This is a genomic window from Bacillus sp. FSL M8-0277, assembly GCF_037975305.1.
Taxonomy (GTDB): Bacteria; Bacillota; Bacilli; order Bacillales; family Bacillaceae; genus Bacillus; species Bacillus pumilus.
In genome coordinates this window covers 3,506,941-3,529,780 of record NZ_CP150255.1, presented here as the reverse complement: position 1 = coordinate 3,529,780, position 22,840 = coordinate 3,506,941, and the positions used below count along the sequence as shown (strand labels likewise).

The following is a 22,840-nucleotide window of genomic DNA, read 5'->3' as shown; positions in this document are numbered from 1 at the left end:
TTTACTATGACAATGAAAAAAGGCCTAACGATCAGTCTGATCATTTTTTCACTGATTGTTTCGTTGTTTGCGCCAGTTGGATCTGCGGATGCCAAACAAGCAAAAAAAGCAAAAGTAAGCACACACTATTATAAAAAGAAAAAAACATTCAAATATGCACAGGTGAAAAACCTAAGCAAGGCGCATATGAAAACCATCAATCGTGATTTAAAAGAAGATATCGCATTCTCTTATTCTACGTACTTGTTCTTAAAGGACGAAGCGAAAAAGGAAGGCTTTGGGAAGATCACTTACGAGAGATCGTTTAAAACGAAATTTAACAATGGGAAGAAGCTCAGTATCTTAAACTATGATTACATGAATGATGGTGGAATGCATGGGGATACGATGGTTTCCAGCATGAACTATGTGTTGACAAAGAAAAAGACAAAGCAGCTGTTCTTGACAGACGTTGTGAAAACGAAGAAAAAGCGTACGAAAGTGAGAGATTATGTCTATAACTATACAAAGAAACATAAAAGTAAATTCTATGCGAACCTGAAAAAAAGAGACATTGAAATCAACTACAACACGCAGTATTACTTCACGAAAAAGGGAATTGCTGTTGTCTTCCAGCCATATGAAATTTCACCTTACTATGTAGGAATTCCTGTGATTCAAGTTCCTGCGAAGGTGTATAAATAAAAGGAAAAACGACCAATGAATCTGGTCGTTTTTTTTATGTACTCACACAAAAGAGCCCCATATGAGGCTCTTTTTCAGATTTATACTTGTTTAGGTGCATCGTTTAGTGGGTGACGTCGTTTTCCGTTGTAGTGGCGGCGCATACGAAAGATTTCAAACTCCGAAAGCTCTGCGCTTTTTCGTTTTGGTGTGCGGTTATCTTTTTTGAAAGAGAATAGTAAGTAGCAGCAAAGTGAAGCGATAATCAATAAAATCATCATATGACATTCCTCCAATTCATCCTATTCTTTAAGTGTAGACAGGGTGAGTGATGTTTATAACTGAAAATATGCAGCAGAATCGGTTTAGTTCTTAAGGTTTAGGTGATCTGCTAATTTAGGTCTAAAATACCGGTTGTTTTTAACTATTATATTTCCAGTTATTGCACTCGTCAAGAAGAATTTTTCTGGGGTTGTCTCTATTAGTACGAATAAATGTCATAAAAGTTTCAGAAAATTGTAAACTTTTATTAAAAAACCGTTCCCGAACAGGAACGGTTGTAAACATATTTATGCTTTTTCTTCAAATAGACGGGCGATTTCAACGATGACTTCTGTTGCTTTCACCATGTTCTCGACAGAAATAAATTCATATTTACCGTGGAAGTTTTCCCCACCAGTAAAGATGTTTGGCGTTGGAAGACCTTTATATGAAAGCTGGGAGCCATCTGTACCGCCGCGGATCGGTTCGATTACAGGTGTCACTGTGCGGTTTTCCATTGCTTCATGGGCAATATCCACAATATGTTTCACCGGCTCAATTTTTTCTCTCATATTATAATATTGATCTTGAATTTTGAGATTGATGCTGTTTTCTCCGTAAATGGCTTTTAAGTCATTTGCTATTTTTTCAAATAGTGCTTTGCGTTCGTTAAATTTGTCTTTATCAAAATCACGAATAATATATTGCAGCTCTGCTTCTTCGACTTCTCCTACAAACTTCGTGAGATGGAAAAATCCCTCGTAGCCTTCTGTGTATTCCGGAGATTCATCAGAAGGAAGCTTGTTATGGAAGAGCATCCCAATCTTCGCAGCGCTGACCATTTTGTCTTTCGCTGTCCCAGGGTGGACGTTGTTTCCTTTAATGGATACTTTCGCACCTGCTGCGTTGAAGCTTTCATATTGCAGCTCCCCGAGCGGTCCTCCGTCAATTGTATACGCATAGGAAGCGCCAAAGGCATCAACATCAAATTTGTGCGGCCCTCTGCCAATCTCTTCATCGGGTGTAAAGGCGACGCGAATTTTTCCATGCTTGATTTCTGGATTTTCAATTAAGTAATGCATGGCGGTCATAATTTCTGCGATACCAGCTTTGTTATCTGCACCAAGCAAGGTTGTGCCATCTGTTGTGATCAGCGTATGTCCTTGATACTTTTGTAAATTTGGAAACTGTGATGGAGATAAAACGATATGTAGTTCTTCATTTAAGGTGATGTCGCCGCCTTGATAGTTTTCATGAAGCTGCGGTTTCACATTCTTGCCGGTGAAGTCAGTAGCTGTGTCGATGTGAGCCAGGAAGCCAATGGTCGGCACGTCTTTGTCTGTATTAGATGGGATCGTTCCCATGACATAGCCGTTTTCATCCATTGTCACTTCTTGAATCCCGATGGATTTCATTTCTTCAACTAGTTGTCTCGCTAAGTTCAACTGTCCTTCAGTCGATGGGCAACTTTCCTTATCTGCATCCGACTGCGTATCTACCTTCACATAACTTGTGAAACGCTGAATCATTTCCTCTTTCATGTATACGTCACTCCTTTTGTAGAATACGTTCATTTTATCATGTCTTGAATGCGCTTCATAACAAGAAAGGCTTTCTCTGGCAATTAGAGAGGAAAAAGACCTACTTTCATTTGGTGATGTGTTGAATGGTTCTTTAGGGTGATTTTTTTGGGTGTCTTTTTATTTATAATGAGGACATATAAAATCATCCATTTGTACGTTAAATTGGGAGAAAGGGGTGCGAAAGTTGGATTCTAGTCAAACGCTGGCACTCGCTCAAAAGTTTCAGGAAGCAGCTGATGAGATTCGGCAGTCAAAGCAGCTGTTGGAGAATCGGCTCAAGGCAGTAGGATCAGGCTGGCAGGGAGAAGCAAGGAATAAATTTGATCAAAGCTTTGAGGAAACAACCGCACGCTATGATCAATTCGAAAAGGACTTGCTTGAAACAAGTCAGGAACTGCGCGATGCAGCGGTCAAAATCGAGGAACGGAAAGCTGAAATAGCCAGAATGGAAGAGCTTGAGCGAAAGAGACGAGAAGAACGGAGAGAAAGAAACCGAGAAGGGAGATGATGTGATGGCACGTGACATAGTGGTTGATCCAGATCAGCTGACAGGGCTTGCGAATGATGTTGTAGGCGAACTTTCTACCATTGAAACGAAGCACCGCGATTTACATAGTGAACTGGATGGTCTCATTTTAGGCTGTGATCCTCGGTATAGTAGCTGTTTTTCAGGCGTCGGGGATGCATGGGGAGCAGGACAAGCATTGATCAGTAAATTGAGCAGTGATGATATTACGATTCGTCATGCAAAAGATAAAATGGTCGAAGCAGACGATATTTTACGGAAATTGTACAGTATCTATGATCAATATGGTACACTCACGAGCTTAGCTGGTATTGTGATGATGCAGGCGAAATACTACGGGCTTGGGATGACGACTTTCATTAAAGACAATGGCCGTTATGCAGCGCAGCATTCAAAGCTGCTGCTTGATCTGACCAGCCGGGTAGAAGGAACGAGATTTGACCGGCTAGCAAGGATTTGGCTGAGTAATAAAGAATTATTAAAACGATCAAACTGGTCGATGGCTGATTTGGTCCATAAGAAATTCACAAAATTTTATCCTGACGATACAGTTGCATTCACGAACAGTGTCCGAGATTTTACAAAAGGAAGTATCAATTGGAAGGACACGGCTGCGATCAAGTCTGTTTTGAAAAATGGATCAAGATTCGCCAAAGGAAATGCCATCATTGCAACGGTAGTCACTGGTGCAACGGAAACGGTCGGCTGTGGTTTGAAAATTGCAGAGAACTATGCAGAATTCGGTGATCAGCCAGAAGTCCTGAAGCGTGAAAATGCGAAGGCTGTTGGAAATGCAGTGAACAATACGGTCTTTATCGCTGGCGGGTCTGTCGCAGGTGCTGTTGTCGGAGGAGCTCTTGGAAGCTTTGCAGGACCGATTGGAACTGTCGTTGGAGGAGCCATTGGTTCCGCAGTCGGTGGATTTATAGGAGAAAAAGTTGCCAAGCTGACATCAGGCTTTGCTGAGCAGGTTGCAGTGAAATTAAAGGACCCAATTCATGCAGTCGTGGATAAAGGGAAACAAGCATTCGAGCTGGCGGGTAAAGGTGTGAAAGCAGTCAATGACACCATTGATCAGGCAAATCAGGTGATACATAAAGGGATAGAAAAAACAAAAGAAACCGCAGATTCGCTCATAAAAGGTGCAGGCGATTTCTTTAAGGGTGCATTTTCTTTTGGATAAGGAGAGATCAAGTTGGATCAGCTAAGTCTAAGTATTGAGGAACTCATCTTTAGTTTTTACAGTGAAGGCTATTTTGAACAGGGCATGTCCTTAAAGGAAGCCTATTATCCTGATGCAGAGGACGAGCGCCTAGGGTTTTTATTTGAAATTGCATGCCGCTCTTTGCTCGCAAAAGGTGTACTTGAATTTCGAAACAGACAATATCGTTATAAAGCGGAATACCGTCATTTCATCCAGGCGATGAATGATGCATCTCACACCGTCAAGGCATCTCGATTTGGGGATGAAGATGAAGAAGTCAGTACCTCCTTTCACACGACACAGATGGGCGTATATGCGCACCATACACTTTATGATCAACAAGTCCATCAGATTCAAAAACTGAAAGATGACCAGCAGGCAGAGGAGCAAGTGACTGCCTTTTTCAATATACAGATGAGTGATCACCCTGCACCTGTCGTCACCCTGCAAGCAGAGGAATTTGAAAAGCTATTAGAGCAAGCAAGTGAGGCGAAGAATGAGTGGCCCTCCTTCCTTCATCGAGCAGAGAACGAAGAACTTGTGAAGGCATTTATTTCTGATGTACAGACAAGAAAAGGAAAGATGGACTCCCTCATGAAGGTCGTCTACGACAAAAATAATACGCCTGATGTGGAATCCATGTTATTTGTCATTCCAGGTGAGAAACAGTCGTGGCTTGTGTCGGGAATAAAAGAAAATGAATTTCGCGTGGAGACGGCTCATAGAGACGGATTACGTTCTATATTCTAATGGAGAAAAGGAGAATGACGCTTGAATCCAAGTGAAGTAATAGAAGTGAGAAGCAGGGCCTTTTTAAGGGTATGGGCATTCTTAGCAACGGGCGGCTTCGGTATCATTGGTATTTGGTTGTTTTCAGAAGCTCTTACATTTGAATCGAATTATACATTGTTTTTATTTTTAGGCGGACTATTAGGCATTGTCTATGGCTTGATCTCTTTTTTGATGATTCTGCCGGCTTTTACGAAGAGGGGAAATGTGATTTTTCGCATTCAGCGCGGAAAAAATGGTGCTGTACTGTATCGAGAGCGGACGATCCCTTTTCATGACATTCAATCCATTGATATGCGCAGGCATCGGTACAGTGTAAGGGGATTTCTCTTCATGGATGTGCTCATTCGGAAAATGGATGGGAAATTGATCAAGATTCCAGCGTACAGTATTTTAGATGAAGAAGTATTCGAGCAAACCGTCAAACAAGAGATCTATCCATATTTAAATCAGGCAGCCCAAGAGAATTGGAGACAGCAGCATGGTCAGGTCGAAGAGCAGATCAATTAGATAGTATTTGCCAATATTCTAAAGGATGAGGCGCCACTTTTTCGAAGAAATCGTGTATGATGTCAGTAAAGACTGAACACTCGGAGAGGTGATGAGAGATGGATAAAGAGATGGTAATCGACCTCGTCACAGAACAAATGACACGGATTCGAAAAGAAAAGAATTATACGCAGGACCGCATGGCTGAGGTACTTGGTTTATCGAAACGGCATTTGCATCAGGTTGAAAAAAATAGGCTGCGCCTCAACTGGACGCAAACGGCGGCCGTATGTGCATTATTCAGAGATAGTGACATTTTAAAAGGGACACTAGGGGATGATCCGCTTGAGATTCTGGAAGTCGTGGCACATGATGAATTGCATTTATCGGTGGAACGGACAATCGGCGGAAAGGTTTGGTGGCGGACTTCTATCAAAAAAGGCACATTTCGTCTTCAGCAAAATGTGCTCAGTCAGCATTACCGCATCTTAGATGATGAGAATTATCGCTATTATAGTTCATTTAATAAAGAAGAAGCGAAGCGGCGGTTAGAGGAATTAAGTCAGCTGTCTTCTCCTTATTCTTAAGCAGCTGAAAAAGGAAAGAGAGGCACCCGATTAATAGGGGCCTCTCTTTTCTATGTTTTTTATACTTTTAGGGTGTTTTTCGCCCGAATAAAGGCAACAAGCTGTTTGATTTCTTCATCATTTAGGGGAACGCCGTCTACAAGAATGGTTCCTTCTTTTGCTTCCGTCAGTTCAATTTTGATGTCAGAGATTTTACGTTGTATCTCTGGCTCGTCCGTTCTACCAAGTAAAAAATCAATGGACGTATCATACAAATCAGCCAGGCGCTTCACTGCTTCAAGCGAAGGTCGTCGGTACCCAGATTCGTAACCGGCATAGGTGCTTTTGGCGATACCTAGGCGATCTGCCGTATGCTGGAGAGACCATTTTTTCTTTTTTCTAAGAGTGGTTAAACGATCGAGTATCATTACATGAACGCTCCTTTATATACAACAACAGTATATCATATTTTGTGATAGAATGTACGCGTTATGCGTAATAATTTCTTGATTAATTCGCGTTATGTGACTATAATGGCAATGAAGGTACGCGTAAAGCGTATATTATAGAATAGCACAAGCTAGCTTATAATATGTGTGACAAACGAAGTAATTTTACTGAAAGAGGTGGACCTGTTGAAGAAATTATTGCTTTTAACCACTGGTGGGACGATTGCATCTGTAGAGAGTGAAAATGGTTTGGCTCCAGGTGTTAAAGCTGAGGACCTTTTAAGCTATTTAAACGAAATTAATGCAGAGTACACAATGGACACAAAGTCCCTAATGAGTATAGATAGTACAAATATGCAGCCTGAATACTGGGTGGATATCGCAACAGCCATTTATGAAAATTATGATCAATATGACGGCTTTGTCGTCACGCATGGAACCGATACAATGGCCTATACATCAGCAGCACTATCTTATATGCTGCAAAATCCGGATAAGCCAATTGTCATTACAGGCTCACAAATCCCGATTACGTTCAAGAAAACAGATGCGAAGAAAAACATCACCGATGCGATTCGCTTTGCATGTGACGGCGTAGGCGGCGTGTATGTTGTCTTTGATGGCAGAGTCATTCAAGGGACACGCGCAATCAAACTAAGAACGAAAAGCTATGATGCATTTGAAAGTATTAACTATCCATATATTGCATCGATTGAAAACCATCAAATTGAATACAATAGCAAAGTAAAAAGATCGTCAATGAAACCGCTTCAATTAGACGCATCCTTAAACACTGACGTTTGTCTCTTGAAATTGCACCCAGGTCTAAAGCCTGAGTTCTTAGATGCAATCAAAGGTGTTTACAAAGGAGTCGTCATCGAAAGCTACGGCAGCGGCGGAATTCCTTTCGAAGGAAGAAACCTTTTAGAGAAAATCAACGAATTGCTCGAAGAAGGCATTTCTGTTGTCATCACAACTCAGTGTCTTGAAGAAGGAGAAGACATGAGCGTGTATGAAGTAGGACGCAAAATCAATCAAGAACTAGTGGCACGTTCACGAAACATGAACACAGAGGCCATCGTGCCGAAACTCATGTGGGCACTAGGTAAAACAACAGACCCAAGAGAAGTGAAAAAGATTATGGAAACGCCAATCGCAGAAGATTTAGTGATTTAACTATTCTATAGAAAGCAGGTCATATCAGATGGTTCAAGCAACTTATCGCTATGAGAAGGATTTTCTTGGAGAAAAAGAAATTCCGGCAGACGTGTATTATGGGGTTCAAACCCTTCGTGCAAAAGAAAACTTCCCGATTACTGGATATCGCATGCACGAGGAACTAATTAGAGCCTTTGCCATCGTGAAAAAAGCAGCAGCTCAAGCCAATATGGAAGTTGGACGTTTATATGAAGGAATTGGAAATGCCATCGTACAAGCCTCTGATGAAGTCATTGAAGGCAAGCTGCATGAGTACTTTATTGTAGACCCAATTCAAGGCGGCGCAGGAACGTCGATGAATATGAATGCCAATGAAGTGATTGGAAACAGAGCGCTAGAAATCATGGGACATCAAAAGGGTGAATACATCCATTTAAGCCCAAACACACATGTAAACATGTCACAATCAACGAATGACTCGTTTCCAACATCTATCCATATTGCTGTATTGAAGCAGTTAGACATTCTGCTTGAGACAATGCAAACGATGCAGGACGTATTCAAAAAGAAAGCGAAAGAATTTGATCATGTGATCAAAATGGGACGTACGCACCTACAGGATGCTGTTCCAATTCGTTTAGGACAGGAATTTGAGGCTTACAGCCGCGTGCTCAGCCGTGATATTAAGCGGATCAACCAATCAAAGCAGCATTTATATGAAGTCAATATGGGTGCAACAGCTGTTGGGACAGGCCTAAATGCAGATCCTCGTTATATTGAGATCGTCGTGAAGAAGCTAGCCGATATTTCTGGTCTTCCGCTTGTAGGCGCAGAGCATCTCGTGGATGCAACGCAAAATACAGATGCTTACACAGAAGTGTCTGCTGCATTAAAAGTATGCATGATGAACATGTCTAAGATTGCCAATGACCTTCGCCTAATGGCTTCTGGTCCGCGTGCAGGTCTTGCTGAAATTGCATTGCCAGCTCGTCAGCCAGGATCATCCATTATGCCTGGGAAAGTCAATCCAGTCATGGCAGAGCTCATTAACCAAATCGCATTCCAGGTCATTGGGAATGACCACACCATCTGTCTTGCCTCTGAAGCAGGTCAGCTTGAGTTAAATGTGATGGAGCCTGTTTTGGTCTTTAACTTGCTTCAATCTATTAGTATAATGAATAACGGATTCCGTTCATTCACAGATCATTGCTTAGTGGACATTGAAGCAAATGAAATACGTTTGAAAGAATATGTCGAAAAAAGTGCAGGCGTGATCACTGCCGTGAACCCTCACTTAGGCTATGAAGCCGCGGCTAGAATCGCAAGGGAAGCCATTTTAACAGGACAATCGATCAGAGATCTTTGCTTGCAAAATGATGTGTTAACAGAAGAAGAACTTGATATTATTTTGAATCCATTCGAGATGACAAAGCCTGGCATTGCGGGTGCAGAGCTCCTAGAGCGATAATAATATCAAAAATTTTATTTTATTAATATGTAGAATTGCCTGTGAAATAGAGAAAAACAGGCAATTCACTTTCTTTCGAATTGACACACTTTTTTCACAATATTTTGAAAACGCTTAACGCACGCACAAAGGGAGGAAACACAATGAAATCACCACGTCTGCCGTCTATTTTAGAAGTCGTGTTTGTACTTGGCTTGTTTTTAGCAATTGTTTTATCTTTTACTCTTTATTTCAAATTGGATATTCAACTGGCATTGTTTATCTCATGGTTTATGGTCATTGCTTTAGGTATTCGATTAGGACATTCATACAAAGACCTTCAAAACGCCATTACAAAAGGGATATCGAATGGTTTAGAGGCTGTTTTGATTTTAATTGCAGTAGGTGCACTTGTTGGAACATGGATTGCCGGCGGAGTGGTACCAACATTAATTTATTACGGACTGGAATTTATTCATCCTAATATTTTCTTACTAGCTACGCTGATCATCTGTTCCATTATGTCTGTTGCTACAGGTACATCATGGGGGACAGTTGGAACTGCAGGTATTGCCATGATTGCAATTGGTGAAGGATTGGGAATTCCATTACCTATCGTGGCTGGAGCCGTTTTATCTGGAGCCTATTTTGGTGATAAGTTATCTCCTTTATCTGATAGTACGGTGCTCGCTTCCTCACTTTCAAAAGTGGACGTGCTCGCACATGTTAGAGCGATGATGGTCTTATCCATTCCTGCCTTTGTTATTACAGCCATTATGTTTACAATCACCGGATTTATGTATGGCGGAAAAAATATTGATCAAGGCAAAGTAGAGTTTTTGAAACAAGCACTGCAGGACACATTCACCATTAATATTTGGATGATTATTCCGGCGTTGATTGTTGTACTATTACTTGTCTTGAAAAAACCTTCAATGCCTGTTATTGCTATTGGTGCACTTCTTGGCGCTGTCTGGGCAATGGCATTCCAGGGAATGAATCCAGCCGATGCACTTGGTACAGCTTATAATGGTTTCTCTATTAATTCAGATGTTGATTTCTTAAATACGCTGTTAAATCGTGGCGGTATTGTCAATATGTTAGGATCTCTAGTGGTGATTATTCTCGGACTTGGTTTCGGTGGAGTACTTGAATACTTGGGCGTATTAAAAGTCATCGTCGCTACATTCGAGAAGAAATTGCATAATGCAGGAAATGTGACTCTATCAACACTTGTTGTTGCATTCTTCGCCAATATCTTTGGCTGTGCGATGTATGTATCATTAATTCTTACACCGAAAATTATGGAAAAGAGCTATGATAAATTAAAGTTAGACAGACGAGTTTTATCCAGAAACTCAGAGGTCGGTGGTACGCTGACGTCAGGAATGGTTCCTTGGTCAGATAACGGGATTTACATGGCGGGAATTCTAGGCGTATCGACATTCTCTTATTTACCATTTATGTGGTTGAGCTTTGTTGCCATTGCTCTTGCTATTATTTACGGATACACAGGGAAATTCATCTGGTACGTTAAGAATCCACAAGAATCAGAAGAATCAGCTTCATAAGCCGTTTACAAAAGCCGCTCCTCAACCGGGCGGCTTTTGTTTGTCCTAGGTCTGTATAACTATATGTGGCATATAGCCAAGAATCAGGAATTAAGACCCCTTACAAAAGAGGTCTTAAGGGGTAATGTGAAGCAGAATGAAAGCATATTTATCCCATAAAAAAGGCACAAATACCTATTCAAACATGAGTCTTTGAACCTTATAATAACAATATTGGAAAAAGTGCTATTCACCTTACGCTCGTTTAGAGGATCTCTAAGCAGCGTTTTTATTTTTTGTCAGGAGGAGGAACCCATAATGAGCTTATCGGATATGCTGTCTGCCCTAAACGGTGGCATTACAAGTAAAAAAGCAGAAATCGAAGAGAAAATCGCTCGACTGAAAAAGGCGAAAAGTAAGGTCGAACGTGAACAAGATGCGGCAGAGACAGACCTGAAGCAAATCAAGCAGCCAAAGCTTGGGACCTCTTGGAAAGGTGAGCGAAGCCAGGATTTCAAATCAGAGCGGAATGAAGCACATGATGCGCTGCAAACGATTGTGAACGACAAGTACCCACGCTACGTGAGCCGCATCGAATTCAAAATCAGTACGTTAGAAGCCGAACAAGCTGCGTTATCCTTTGCCAGTTCCTTAGCAGGAGACGCCGCACGTCTTGCTGAAAAAGGAGAAGACGCAGTAGAGGACGCCAAACGCTTGATCTCAAAAGCATGGAGCAGCTTATAAGCTACCTTCATGCTGAACAAATCTGGAGGATATCACGATGGGACAAATTAAGTTAAACTACCAAACAGTTATGGATCAACTAGATGAAGTCTCCCAAGCAGTCGAAGCATTAACGATGAAAAAAGCCGCAGATAAAGCAGGTGAAAACAGCCTTGAATTTGTGACCAAGTGGACGGCGCGCGAAGCAGAGGTGAACGAAATGGTTTCAAGTTTTAAAGAAGCCTTAATCAAAAATGTTCAGGACACGCGCTCTAATGTGAAAACCTTAAAAGAACAGGACGAAGCGATTGCGGCAAAATAATGGCAATCATTTTTCTAATGGGTTTCATGGGATGATACGAAATATAGTTCTAAAGGACCATATATAATTCGGGAAGTACGACCTTGTGTTATTCCGATTTTCTTCCAAACACGTCACTAAAAGGACACCTTTTCCCTATTTAAGACTGAGGCTTTTCACCTTATACTATACTTAATGAAAGCAAAACGATAGAAATGTCAGGTTTGGAAAAATCAAGTGAGTCGATCGTTTCCAAGGCTCTGATCTGTGCTTTCGTATGAGGTCCGATAGAGGTGGATGACATGAGTTTATCCGAGATGCTACACCATCTGCATATGGGAATTGAAAACAGACGTGCAGAATTTGATGACATGATCTCTCGGTTAAAGACAGCCAAAAGCAATATTCGAACAGAACAAGATCTTGCGCAGTCAGACATAAAGGAAATCAAGAAACCTGCTCTAGATTCGTCATGGAAAGGTGAGAGAGGAACCGACTTTCATCGCCACCGAAAAGATGCCTATCATGTCATGCATGACATCGTGAACAATGAGTATGAAAAATATATCGCCGAGATTGATCAAAAAATATTGCACTTTGAATTAAAAAAAATGGAGCTGGCTGTTGCCAGTAACTTTGCCGGTAGAGCCCAGGACGTGATGGAAAAGGGTGAGGATTTTGCACTCGATGTTAAACATCTGATTGAACGGGGCTGGAAGGCTCTTTAAAATAATAAAAACAGCCATCTCATCAGCGAGCGGCTGTTTTTTTGTTTAGTCACATCCACCACCACTATCCCCGGAATCTCCCCCGCAGGAGGCATCAGAAGCGTGATGAGTATAAGAATCAGTATAGGTACTTGTTGTTGAACTGTGATGTGAAGAACGCTTCGCAGACGTACGTTGATCCTTTGATGTGAATAAATGGGCGATGATTGCTCCTAAAGAAGCCAATATCATAATAACAACAAACATAAAAGAACCCATGATGCATCCCTCCTCTTGTTTCCTATTCATACGAATGAGCCATATCGTGGTTCCCGATTTGAAAGAAAAACTGGGCAAAGAGTTCTACTTTCGTTTATGATGATAGGCAAAAGTAAATGCCAGGGGAGGAGAGCCTATGCTATCTCTACGTCAGGAGGAGCTGCTGAAACGACTGATGCAAGCGGAACAGGAACTGACTAGTGAAGAAATTGCCCGCATGATTGGCGTCACATCAAGAACGATCCGAACAGATATGAAAGCGCTTAAATATATTTTGGATGAACATGGGGCCGTACTACATATCAAACGCGGGACAGGGTATACATTGACCGTCGAGGATTATGGGTCTTTTCGTACATTTTTGAAAAAGTCGTTGAGAGAAAGAAACGAAAAAAAGGAGCAGACCATTCCCAATCAGCCTGAAGACCGTGTAGCCTATCTATTGAAAAGGCTGCTTCTGTCAGAAGACTATATTAAGTTAGACGCGCTCGCAGAGGAATTATTTGTGAGTGAATCGACAGTGAAAAATGATTTGAAAGCGGTCAGACATTTGTTTTCATTACATGGCCTTTCTGTGTCACATCGTCCTAAATATGGACTGCAGCTGACAGGGGATGAAATGAAATTAAGATATTGTATGGCTGAGCATGTGTTTCAGCAAGCGCATGCGAACCCGGCGCTGTTACCTGAAGAAACGTATCAATTGATTCAGGATATCGTGCGTTCACGTACAAAAGTAAGCGGACTTCATCTGTCAGAAATCGGTTTAAGTAATTTAGTCACCCACATCGCCATTGCATGCAAACGAATTGAAGAGAAAAAACTGGTCATGATGCCAGAAACGGAATTAAAAGAGATTCAAGTGCAGCCTGTTTTCCAAGTAGCTCAACAAATGGCAGAGGATATTCGGCATGTCCTAGCGATTGATTTTCCATTATCTGAAAGGGCGTATATTGCGATTCACTTGATGGGAGCGAAAATGATGGCATACGGAGATACCGGTCATACGCTATGTCATCTTCTAGACGAAGATCACTTTCGCTTCATCCACCAACTGCTTGCTTATGTAGAGGAGCACATGTCACTTGATATTCAATTTGATAAAGAATTAATCGTTGGATTAAGTCTTCATTTACGTTCCGCTATTCATCGTTTTAGGTACGGTATGAACATTCGTAACCCTTATTTAACGGACATTAAAAGGCATTATCCCATTGCATTTGAAGCTGGCGTCTATATGGGTAGGTGGCTGAGAGAAAAAGAGGGAATTGAGATTCATGAGGATGAGATTGGGTATTTGGCGCTTCATATCGGTGCTGCAATCGAGCGGACAAAATCACAGCATGTGAGAAAGAGATGCCTGATTGTATGTGCGACGGGTGTCGCCAGCAGTCAGCTCCTTCTTCATAAACTGACAGCGGCTTTTAGCGGAAAGCTGGAGATCGCTGGCACTGCAAGTGTTGGAGAAATTCCTTCGTTTGATTTGAGAAGCATTGATTTTATTATTAGTACCATTCCGCTTCAGAACACGTTGCCGGTACCAGTGATTGATGTACATACCATTCTAAGTGACGATGATATTGTGCGGCTGAAACGGTTTGTTCAGGGCGCGCAGGATACAGGGGTTTTGCGGTATGTGAGTCCGGCGCTGACATTTTTTCAGCAAGACCTTCAATCAAGGGAAGAGGTACTGCAATTTTTCGTAAACGTGCTCAAGGAACAGGATCGCATCCCGGAAGAGTTTGAACAATTATTGCTGGAAAGAGAGCAAGTGTCACCGACATCGTTCGGTCATTTGGTTGCGATTCCTCATCCGATGAAGCCGGCAACAGATGACACGTTTTGTGCGATCTGTACGTTGAAAAAACCGGTGCTGTGGGGTGAAAATCGGGTACAAGTCGTTTGTTTGTTAAGTATCCAGAAGACGTATCAAAAAGAATTGCAATCACTTTATCAATTTCTTGTACGGCTGACAGAGCGCAAGGAAGTGGTGGAGCAACTCATCAAGGCCGCTTCATTTGAGGAACTGACGGCGGCGCTTCAAGTATTGGAGCATCCGAATGAAAAAACGGGACACCCATTTCCGCATCTGTGAGGAAAAAGATTAGATGTTAATGAAAGCGCTTTTAAAATAACATCAAAAAGGAGGATGATCACGAGTTTTTGCAAAGGGGGAGACAGATCATGAGCTTTAAGGAGAAAGCGGCAGATGTCATGGGGAATGTGGCTTATCGCATCACGAATCAAAAATATATTATGGCGATTAAACAGGCATTTGTCACACTGATGCCAATCATCATTACAGGGGCTTTTGCTGTATTGGTGGCAAATATGATCATGAGCCCGGAAACAGGGCTTGCTCATTTTGAGATGTTCAGATTTTTAGCGGAGCTTCAGCCAATTATGAAGGCAATCAATTATGCCACGCTGAACTTTTTAACGATTGGGGCTGTGTTCCTCATCGGGATAGAGCTTGGGAAAATCAACGGGCACAAGTCCCTGTTCCCAGGGCTGATGGCATTGATTTCATTTATATCTGTTATTCCAACGACACTTCTACTTGAAGTGGATGGATCGATGCGTGAGGTTGTAGATGTACTGGCAAGGCAATTTTCCGATCCAAAAAGTTTATTTTTAGGGATGATCATTGCGATCGTATCTGTGGAAATTTTTTGTAAGCTGACCAAGGTGAAATGGCTGCAAATCAAGATGCCAGATTCAGTTCCATCGAATGTGGCAACATCTTTTTCATCACTTTTTCCTTCGATCATTACGATTACGATCATTAGTTCATTCGGCTTTGCATTTCACCGTTTGACAGGCATTTATTTGCATGAAGCAGTGTATAACGTGGTGCAACGCCCGCTAGAAAGTGTCGTACAGGGTCTACCGGGGATTTTAACGTTGATGTTTGTGGCGCAATTCTTCTGGGTGATCGGCATCCATGGCAACCAGATGATCAAACCGATCCGGGAGCCGCTCTTATTAGGATCAATTGCAGTGAATATGACAGCATTTCAAGAAGGAAAAGAGATTCCGAATATCATCACGATGCCATTTTGGGATGTGTATATGAGCATCGGTGGTTCAGGTGTGACCATTGGGCTTTTGATTGCGATTTTTATTGCTGGAAGAAGGGAAGAGATGCGAAGTATTGCCAAGCTCTCATCTGGGCCGGGTCTCTTCAACATCAATGAACCCGTTATTTTTGGCTTACCTGTCATGTTAAACCCTGTGATGGCAATTCCATTTATCGTCACACCACTTGTGACAGGAACGATTGGTTACATTGCGACAGCTACAGGGTTTGCTGGAAAAGCCGTCGTGATGGTGCCGTGGACGACACCACCGATTGTGAATGCATGGCTGTCCACCGCTGGCAGCATGGGGGCTGTCATCACACAGCTCATCTGTATTGTGGTCGCAGTCTTCATCTATTTGCCATTTGTCCTCTTGTCTAACCGCAAACCAGAAGCGGCACCAGATTCAGAATAAAAGGAGAGGCATGAATGAATATGCAATGTAGGTGGTTCGGAGAGAATGATCCCATTTCACTTGACCGTAAATATACGAAAAAAGGGCAGGAAGTCTCGATATGGGGGCAATTGTGAAGGCTATGTATTTGCAAGGAATTTGGGAAGGACTTCACGTTCAAACGAGGAAAGGGAAGGTGGCGACATGAACAGAATCGAGATTCCAAGAGATTTTATCCTAGGTGCTGCGGCCTCTGCTTGGCAAACGGAGGGGTGGAAGGGAAAGCAAGCGCATCAGGACTCGTACATCGACTTATGGTATAAGAACGGGTATCACGTGTGGCACGAAGGATATGGCCCGGCTGGAGCGACGAACTTTTACGAGCGCTATCCAGAAGATGTAGCCCTTATGAAAGAAATCGGTCTGACTCATTATAGGACATCGATCAATTGGTCGAGGTTTCTCATCGATTACGAGAAGGGGATTGTGGATGAAGCATATGCCCGTTACATTGATGATTTGATCAATGAATTAATCGCAGCAGGTGTAGAGCCGATGTTTTGCTTAGAGCATTATGAGCTTCCAGCCGTGCTGCTTGAAAAGTACGACGGATGGTCATCAAAGCATGTCGTCGAGCTGTTTGTTCTCTATGCGGAAAAGGTGTTTGAGCGATATGGAGACAGGGTCAAGCATTGGTTTAGCTTTAATGAACCGATTGTTGTCCAAACACGCGTGTACCTAGATGCTATACGTTATCCCTTTGAGCAAAATACGAAGAAATGGATGCAGTGGAACTATCATAAAGCGCTGGCAACAGCAAAAGTAGTGAAGCTGTTTCGGGAGATGGGATTGAAGGAATCAACAGGTGCAAAAATTGGGGTGATTCTCAATCCAGAAGTGACGTATGCAAGATCCTCTGCTCCGCATGATCAAGAAGCGGCACGGATATATGATTTGTTTTTCAATCGAATGTTCTTAGATCCCTCCATCAAAGGAGAGTATCCAGAAGAACTGCTTGATGTGTTAAAAAAGCATGAGATTCTTTTCGATGCGACAGAGGAAGAGCTTCAGGTCATCAAGAATCATACGGTTGAAGTCGTTGGGCTCAACTTATACTATCCGCATCGTGTCAAAGCACCGAGTAAGGCGTGGAATGAGATGACACCATTTCACCCGTCTTATTATTACGATATGTTTGAGCTTCCAGGAAGAAAAATGAATCCATTCAGAGGATGGGAAATTTACCCGGACATTGTCTATGATATGGGCATGAGAATTAAAGAAGAATACGGAAATATTGAGTGGTTTGTGGCCGAAAACGGCATGGGCGTAGAAAAGGAAGAACGGTTTAAAAAAGAAGACGGTATCATTGATGACCAGTATCGCATTTCATTTATCAGCCAGCATTTGAAACGGGCACTTCAAGCGAAAGCAGAAGGCTCAAATTGCAAGGGCTATATGCTGTGGGCTTTTACGGATAATGTATCGCCGATGAATGCCTTTAAAAATCGCTACGGATTAGTCGAAATCCAGCTGGAAAATGAACGGAATCGTCAGTTGAAGGCATCAGCGTATTGGTACCAGACATTAATTAAAACAAGGGAACTGAAGGCCCAAACAGAAGTCAACTATCGATAGGAGTGTTGGGATATGAAACGAATCATTCTCGCTTGTGCCGCAGGAATGTCGACATCCATTGTAGTATCCAAAATGAAGGCAGCCGCAGAAGCGAAGGGGCTGGATTATGAGATATACGCCATACCTGAAGGGGCTATTGCGGATGAATTAGAAGAGCATGGAGAAGATGTGCAGGTGATTTTACTTGGACCGCAAGTAAGCTTTATGAAAAAGGCAGCAGAAAAAACAGCGGCACCTTACCAAATACCTGTTGATGTCATCAATGTGAGATTATACGGAACAGCGAACGGAGAAAAAATACTAGAGCATGCTCTGAAACTAGCAAATGAATCTTAAGTAATTGGAGGAGAAGCAGATGACGGTATTAGAGGAAATGCAGGGAGCAGCCTTTCAAATCATTGCTCATGCAGGCGAGGCAAGAAGTCATTATGTTGAAGCGATTCGTCTAGCAAGAGCTGATGATTTTGAAAAAGCACAGCAGTTGATTGAAAAAGGGGAGGAAGCGTTTCGAAGCATCCACAACCTGCACTTGTCGCTGATCCAAAAAGAGGCGGCAGGTGAGCAGCTTCCCTTTTCTTTACTGCTGATACATGCAGAAGATCAAATGCTCACAACAGAGACCATTCATCTGCTTGCCATCGAAATGATTGAAATGTGTAAAAAAATGAACACCCTGTCAAAATAGATATCAGGTAGTAACCAATTTCTGTTATAATCATTCGATAGATAGAGAGAAAGCAGGATTGGTGAATGAAAAAAACATGTATGTTGATTGCGGTTGGTCTTGTGGCGCTGCTCATTTCGGGCTGTATGGAAACGAAGGAGCAAACGGAAGGAAACCAGCAAGTAGTCAAAGAGGAAAAGGGTCAATTACAAGCAAAAGAAACAAAACAGATTCAGCAGAAAGAAGAGGCAGAGATAGATACACAAAACTGGATTAAGCAAAAGGAACCGGTAGAGCTTCCGATTTTGATGTATCACAGCATCTCCAGCGGTAACTCGCTTCGTGTACCAAAGAGCGAGTTTGCGGCTCATATGAAATGGCTGAAGGACAACGACTATGTCACGCTGTCGCCAGAAGAAGCGTACCACGTCTTCACAACAAATACGAAGCCAAGTGAAAAGTGTGTCCTTATTACATTCGATGATGGATATACCGATAACTATACAAAGGCATTTCCGATTTTAAAGCAGTATGGAATGAAGGCAACGATTTTCATGATTGAGCAATCCATTGGCCGTCCGAATCACTTAACGGATGAACAAATGGATGAAATGATAGCAAATGGGCTATCAATTGAGAGTCATACCATTCATCATTTAGAGCTCAATCGTTTATCAAAGAAGCAGCAGAAAGAGGAATTAAAAGGGTCAAAGGCATTCTTTGATCAACGTTTTTCTCAGCGTACGAGAATGGTCAGCTATCCTGTCGGGCGCTATAACGAAGACACGCTAAAGCTAGCGAAGCAAGCCGGTTATCGAATGGCTGTCACCACTGAACCAGGACACGCGAAGAAGGAACAGGGCATGATGTCCTTGCACCGTGTTCGCGTGTCACCGGGACTTTCACCCGAAAGCTTTGGCAGGTTGGTAGAAGGGAAGTAACTATCAATGTTTCACATGAAACATTTTACGACAAATTTCACCAAAATGAATCACTACACATGATATGTCTTGGTTTCAAATGTCATTACAAGAGACACTTAGATGGACAGAACTTTCATTACAATGGGAGTTCTGTTTTTGAAAAAAATTTTGCACTGTCATTTAGATGAAATCAATCAAACTCTACATCGTATGAAACACTTCATAGAAAAACCAATTGAGAAAAGAAAGGAAGAGAGGATTATGTCAAATTTTGTTGGAATCGATCATGTTCAATTAGCTGCCCCAAAAGGTAGTGAAGAGAAAGCACGTTTGTTTTTTGGCGGAATTTTAGGAATGGAGGAAATACCCAAGCCTAGTAATCTAGCTAAACGTGGAGGTGTCTGGTTTCAATGCGGTCATCATCAGCTTCACATTGGAATTCAGGATCATTTCCAAGCTGCAAAGAAAGCCCATCCAGCTTTTCTTGTAAAGAGTCTATCGGAATTAAAAAAGGCATTATTGAATCACCACATTAGCATCAGAGAAGATGAGCCATTGGAAGGAGCCATCCGGTTCTATGTAGAAGATCCCTTTGGGAATCGAATTGAATTTTTAGAGAGAACAGACTAAAAAAAACTAGATTTTTAAAAACAAGGCGGCTGTTGAGGAGATCTAAACAGCCGCCTTGTTTTTGTTATTGATAAACGGGATAGCCCGTTATTTTAATATCTTTCCCAAGTGTTTCTACTGAGAGCTGATCCAATTCAATGGCATCACTCATGAGACGTATGCCTTCGCCTCCGAAAAAGGAAGGAGCCAGCCTTCCGCCAATGAGTTTAGGTGCCATATAAATGACCAATTTATCTACAAGCTGCTGTTCTAAAAATGAAGCATTGATCTGGCCGCCGCCTTCAATCATGAGGGAGGAGACATTTCTTTCTCCCAGCATTTGAAGTACTTCTTGCAGGGGCACCCGCGTCTCGCTGTCTGTTACAAAGACGTTGACGCCGGCTGCTTCTAAAGCGGCTCGTTTTTCCTCATCGGCTTGCTTTGTTGTAAAGATCCATGTTGGTGCCATCTGATCAGTGACGATCTTTGCTGTCAGCGGTGTTGATAGCTTAGAGTCTAAAACAATTCGAACCGGATGATGCCCATTTGGAATCCGTGCAGTTAGTGAAGGGTCGTCATGAATAACAGTTTGAGCACCGACCAAAATCGCATCATTAATGCTGCGGATATGATGAGCATCATAACGGGATGTCTCAGATGTAATCCATTTGCTGTCAGACGTAGCAGACGCAATTTTTCCGTCTAAGGTAATACCTGCCTTGAGCGTCACGAAAGGTGTTTTTTTCGTAATAAAATGATTAAACACTTCATTCATGAGAATGGATTCCTGCTCAAGTACGCCTGTAATCACTTGGATGCCAGCATCTTGTAAAATGGCGATTCCGCGGCCAGCGACAAGCGGGTTCGGGTCAAGTGCTGCCACGACAACGGTTTCGACGCCTGCTTTCACAAGTGCCTCCGCACAAGGACCTGTACGGCCATGGTGGGAACAAGGCTCGAGGGTCACATAAATAGTGGCTCCTTTTGCCTTGTCTCCAGCCATTTTAAGTGCATGAATTTCAGCATGTGGTTCACCGGCTTTCATATGAGCACCGACTCCAACAATTTCATTATCGCGCACAATCACAGCCCCGACGAGCGGGTTCGGTGATGTCTGGCCTTTCATTGCCCGTGCATTTTCTAGGGCTAGATTCATATATCGCTCATGATGTGGCAATCGTACGCACCTCTTGCTCCGCCTTCATGTGACCTGAGCGGTTGATTTTTGTCTGCAAGTATTTTTCATTAAACTCTGAGACATCACCCCAAAGCGGAATACGTCCAGAAAGAGATAAACCTGCATGGCTGATGGCATCTGTCTTTTTCGGATTATTGGTAATGAGTCTGACCGGCTTTGTACGAAGTGTTTGAAGAACCGCGATGGCTTCTTCATATTGACGCGTGTCATCTTCAAAGCCGAGTGCTTCGTTCGCTTCTACTGTATCGTAGCCGTTTTCTTGAAGGATATAAGCCATGGCTTTCGTGAAAAGTCCAATACCTCGGCCTTCATGGTTGGCTAAATAAAACAGGGCACCTGCACCATTGTCCTCAATCATTCGCATGGACTGCTTCAATTGGAATCCGCAGTCGCAGCGCTTGCTTCCGAAAATATCACCAGTGTGACAAATGGAATGCATGCGGATAAGAGCTTCGTCAGCGTGCTCGAAATCTCCATACACTAGCACGCTTGACTGCTGATGATCGGCAAGCTGGCGGGACGAGAGGCTTTCAATTAAAGCTTCATCTGACAATGGCTCTAACCCGTCGTCTTTTAACCATGAATACCAGTTGAACATCACCGTTCTGCCGTCTAAATTCACTGGCAATTTAATGGGTCCAGTGATATATATATACCCGTCTTCTTGCTGTACTCGTTTGATTTTATCTTTTAAAATGGCTGTTTTAAGATCTGTGTGTTTGTCCATATTCTGCACCTTCTTTTTTGTCTGTTTCTTCAATCTGTAAACGAACGAGAACGCCAAATGGATCAACAAATTCGTTACTTTTCCCTATTGTTTTCACTTGAGTGCCTGCTTTTGTTAGGCGCTCAACGACGGACTGTCTGTCTGCTTCTTGTGGGAATACGAGTGTATAGCTTCTAATTCCTGAAAAACGTGGATCAATGGCTCCTTTTCGTCCGCGTCCCCATGCATTAAAGGCAAGGTGATGGTGGTATACACCAGCGGCGATAAATACGCTTGCTGGTGGAGCCATTCGGATATGAAAACCGAGCGTATTGACATAAAAGGAATCAGCTTCTTCTGGGTTCAGATGGAAATGTAAGTGTCCCATTACTGTGCCAGCCGGAAGTCCTTCCCACGTCGTATCAGCGGCTTCTTGCAGGAGACCATCTCCATCAAGAGGTGCATTTCCGCCACCTTTCAGTTCTCCATTCTCACCTACCCAAACGTCCTCAGGGCGATCAGCATATATTTCTACGCCAATGCCGTCAGGGTCACTTAAATAAATGGCTTCACTGAAAAAGTGATCGCTTGCTCCAATTAAAGGATAGCCTTTTTTGATCACATGTGCCAGCCATGTGCCCAGGTTTTTTCTGGTAGGTAATAAAACAGCAAAATGATAAAGTCCTGGCTCGTGATCAGGTTTCTCTTTTAGATGTGCATCTTCTTTTAACAAAAGGATTGGTTCCTTTGCATTGCTGCCAAGTGTCACTGTGGAATCTGTCTTTTCTAATATAGAAAATCCTAAAATGTCTGTATAAAAAGGTAAAGAACGCTCAAAGCTGGATACATGTAACTCTGTTACACCCAATCTTAGCTCCTCAATTGTCTTCAAGCTCGGTCATCTCCTTCATGATATATGCATCGGCATGTTTA

Annotated in this window: 26 protein-coding genes; 19 read left to right on the top strand and 7 right to left on the bottom strand. The window is 42.5% G+C overall.

Translation table 11 applies throughout. The features are described from left to right. Positions 1-6 precede the first annotated feature (6 nt). On the top strand, positions 7-684 hold the full coding sequence (locus MKZ05_RS17955) for a DUF3298 and DUF4163 domain-containing protein (RefSeq protein ID WP_050944564.1): 678 nt from the start codon (positions 7-9) through the stop codon (positions 682-684). 80 nt (positions 685-764) lie between these two features. On the opposite strand, the gene MKZ05_RS17950 is transcribed toward MKZ05_RS17955, so the two are convergent. Together MKZ05_RS17950 and pepT are read right to left on the bottom strand one after the other, a co-directional pair. Further along, positions 765-944: a hypothetical protein gene (locus tag MKZ05_RS17950; protein ID WP_003215411.1), complete on the bottom strand. Its 180-nt coding sequence runs from the start codon at positions 942-944 to the stop codon at positions 765-767. 288 nt (positions 945-1,232) lie between these two features. After that, entirely contained in the window at positions 1,233-2,465 is a 1,233-nt protein-coding gene (gene pepT / locus MKZ05_RS17945; RefSeq protein ID WP_339160751.1) for a peptidase T, read from the bottom strand. A 226-nt stretch (positions 2,466-2,691) separates the two neighbouring features. Here pepT and MKZ05_RS17940 point away from each other — a divergent pair, with 226 nt between their 5' ends. The 5 genes from MKZ05_RS17940 (at position 2,692) to MKZ05_RS17920 (ending at position 6,102) form a co-directional block, all read left to right on the top strand. Continuing rightward, the gene (locus MKZ05_RS17940) at positions 2,692-3,015 is read left to right on the top strand and encodes a WXG100 family type VII secretion target (RefSeq protein WP_034321782.1); all 324 of its coding nucleotides are present in this window, start codon (positions 2,692-2,694) and stop codon (positions 3,013-3,015) included. A gap of 4 nt (positions 3,016-3,019) precedes the next feature. Further along, positions 3,020-4,216 (top strand): glycine zipper domain-containing protein, encoded by a 1,197-nt coding sequence (locus MKZ05_RS17935; RefSeq protein WP_251190621.1) that lies wholly within the window; start codon positions 3,020-3,022, stop codon positions 4,214-4,216. A 12-nt stretch (positions 4,217-4,228) separates the two neighbouring features. Next, positions 4,229-4,987, top strand: a complete 759-nt coding sequence (locus MKZ05_RS17930; protein ID WP_339160747.1) for a hypothetical protein — start codon at positions 4,229-4,231, stop codon at positions 4,985-4,987. A 21-nt stretch (positions 4,988-5,008) separates the two neighbouring features. Further along, positions 5,009-5,536 (top strand): YfjD family protein, encoded by a 528-nt coding sequence (locus MKZ05_RS17925; protein WP_050944560.1) that lies wholly within the window; start codon positions 5,009-5,011, stop codon positions 5,534-5,536. Positions 5,537-5,634: 98 nt separating this feature from the next. Next, a complete protein-coding gene (locus MKZ05_RS17920) occupies positions 5,635-6,102 on the top strand; it encodes a helix-turn-helix transcriptional regulator (RefSeq protein ID WP_003214797.1) in 468 nt (155 codons plus the stop codon). Between the two features lie 59 nt (positions 6,103-6,161). Here the strand turns inward: MKZ05_RS17920 and MKZ05_RS17915 are convergent, their stop codons facing one another. Then, positions 6,162-6,509, bottom strand: a complete 348-nt coding sequence (locus tag MKZ05_RS17915) for a helix-turn-helix transcriptional regulator (protein ID WP_003214932.1) — start codon at positions 6,507-6,509, stop codon at positions 6,162-6,164. A gap of 207 nt (positions 6,510-6,716) precedes the next feature. On the opposite strand from MKZ05_RS17915, the gene MKZ05_RS17910 reads away from it, so the two are divergent. The 6 genes from MKZ05_RS17910 to MKZ05_RS17885 all read left to right on the top strand — a co-directional run bounded on the left by MKZ05_RS17910 (position 6,717) and on the right by MKZ05_RS17885 (position 12,437). Continuing rightward, positions 6,717-7,706, top strand: coding sequence for an asparaginase (locus MKZ05_RS17910; RefSeq protein ID WP_106029444.1), 990 nt, complete (start codon positions 6,717-6,719; stop codon positions 7,704-7,706). A 28-nt stretch (positions 7,707-7,734) separates the two neighbouring features. Further along, complete coding sequence (aspA, locus tag MKZ05_RS17905; protein ID WP_050944559.1) at positions 7,735-9,156, top strand: aspartate ammonia-lyase; 1,422 nt, start codon at positions 7,735-7,737, stop codon at positions 9,154-9,156. Positions 9,157-9,299: 143 nt separating this feature from the next. Beyond that, positions 9,300-10,706, top strand: a complete 1,407-nt coding sequence (nhaC, locus tag MKZ05_RS17900) for a Na+/H+ antiporter NhaC (protein ID WP_044140314.1) — start codon at positions 9,300-9,302, stop codon at positions 10,704-10,706. Positions 10,707-11,003: 297 nt separating this feature from the next. After that, positions 11,004-11,429, top strand: a complete 426-nt coding sequence (locus tag MKZ05_RS17895; protein WP_050944558.1) for a DUF5082 family protein — start codon at positions 11,004-11,006, stop codon at positions 11,427-11,429. Between the two features lie 37 nt (positions 11,430-11,466). Continuing rightward, entirely contained in the window at positions 11,467-11,730 is a 264-nt protein-coding gene (locus tag MKZ05_RS17890; RefSeq protein WP_106050388.1) for a YwqI/YxiC family protein, read from the top strand. Positions 11,731-12,011: 281 nt separating this feature from the next. Beyond that, entirely contained in the window at positions 12,012-12,437 is a 426-nt protein-coding gene (locus MKZ05_RS17885) for a DUF5082 family protein (protein WP_003214784.1), read from the top strand. A 45-nt stretch (positions 12,438-12,482) separates the two neighbouring features. Here MKZ05_RS17885 and MKZ05_RS17880 read toward each other — a convergent pair whose 3' ends face one another. Next, positions 12,483-12,695, bottom strand: coding sequence for a hypothetical protein (locus MKZ05_RS17880; RefSeq protein ID WP_223251185.1), 213 nt, complete (start codon positions 12,693-12,695; stop codon positions 12,483-12,485). A gap of 136 nt (positions 12,696-12,831) precedes the next feature. On the opposite strand from MKZ05_RS17880, the gene MKZ05_RS17875 reads away from it, so the two are divergent. From MKZ05_RS17875 to MKZ05_RS17845, 7 genes are all read left to right on the top strand, one after another. Continuing rightward, complete coding sequence (locus tag MKZ05_RS17875; protein WP_339160742.1) at positions 12,832-14,790, top strand: BglG family transcription antiterminator; 1,959 nt, start codon at positions 12,832-12,834, stop codon at positions 14,788-14,790. A gap of 89 nt (positions 14,791-14,879) precedes the next feature. Further along, positions 14,880-16,190, top strand: coding sequence for a PTS transporter subunit EIIC (locus MKZ05_RS17870; RefSeq protein ID WP_050944554.1), 1,311 nt, complete (start codon positions 14,880-14,882; stop codon positions 16,188-16,190). A gap of 183 nt (positions 16,191-16,373) precedes the next feature. After that, positions 16,374-17,807 (top strand): glycoside hydrolase family 1 protein, encoded by a 1,434-nt coding sequence (locus MKZ05_RS17865; RefSeq protein WP_339160739.1) that lies wholly within the window; start codon positions 16,374-16,376, stop codon positions 17,805-17,807. Between the two features lie 12 nt (positions 17,808-17,819). Next, positions 17,820-18,143 (top strand): PTS sugar transporter subunit IIB, encoded by a 324-nt coding sequence (locus MKZ05_RS17860; RefSeq protein ID WP_050944552.1) that lies wholly within the window; start codon positions 17,820-17,822, stop codon positions 18,141-18,143. 19 nt (positions 18,144-18,162) lie between these two features. Next, complete coding sequence (locus tag MKZ05_RS17855) at positions 18,163-18,492, top strand: PTS lactose/cellobiose transporter subunit IIA (RefSeq protein WP_024423898.1); 330 nt, start codon at positions 18,163-18,165, stop codon at positions 18,490-18,492. A gap of 65 nt (positions 18,493-18,557) precedes the next feature. Next, a complete protein-coding gene (locus MKZ05_RS17850; protein WP_339160738.1) occupies positions 18,558-19,412 on the top strand; it encodes a polysaccharide deacetylase family protein in 855 nt (284 codons plus the stop codon). 243 nt (positions 19,413-19,655) lie between these two features. Next, a complete protein-coding gene (locus tag MKZ05_RS17845) occupies positions 19,656-20,024 on the top strand; it encodes a VOC family protein (RefSeq protein ID WP_050944715.1) in 369 nt (122 codons plus the stop codon). 64 nt (positions 20,025-20,088) lie between these two features. On the opposite strand, the gene ribD is transcribed toward MKZ05_RS17845, so the two are convergent. The 3 genes from ribD to MKZ05_RS17830 are packed head-to-tail and all read right to left on the bottom strand — an operon-like array spanning position 20,089 to position 22,799. Then, positions 20,089-21,180: a bifunctional diaminohydroxyphosphoribosylaminopyrimidine deaminase/5-amino-6-(5-phosphoribosylamino)uracil reductase RibD gene (gene ribD, locus MKZ05_RS17840; RefSeq protein ID WP_339160737.1), complete on the bottom strand. Its 1,092-nt coding sequence runs from the start codon at positions 21,178-21,180 to the stop codon at positions 20,089-20,091. Beyond that, positions 21,167-21,928 carry a GTP cyclohydrolase II gene (locus MKZ05_RS17835; RefSeq protein WP_003215082.1) on the bottom strand — a complete coding sequence of 254 codons (762 nt, stop codon included), beginning with the start codon at positions 21,926-21,928 and terminating at the stop codon, positions 21,167-21,169. Before MKZ05_RS17835 ends, ribD begins: the two co-directional genes overlap by 14 nt. After that, a complete protein-coding gene (locus tag MKZ05_RS17830; protein ID WP_251190626.1) occupies positions 21,906-22,799 on the bottom strand; it encodes a VOC family protein in 894 nt (297 codons plus the stop codon). Before MKZ05_RS17830 ends, MKZ05_RS17835 begins: the two co-directional genes overlap by 23 nt. Positions 22,800-22,840 lie beyond the last annotated feature (41 nt).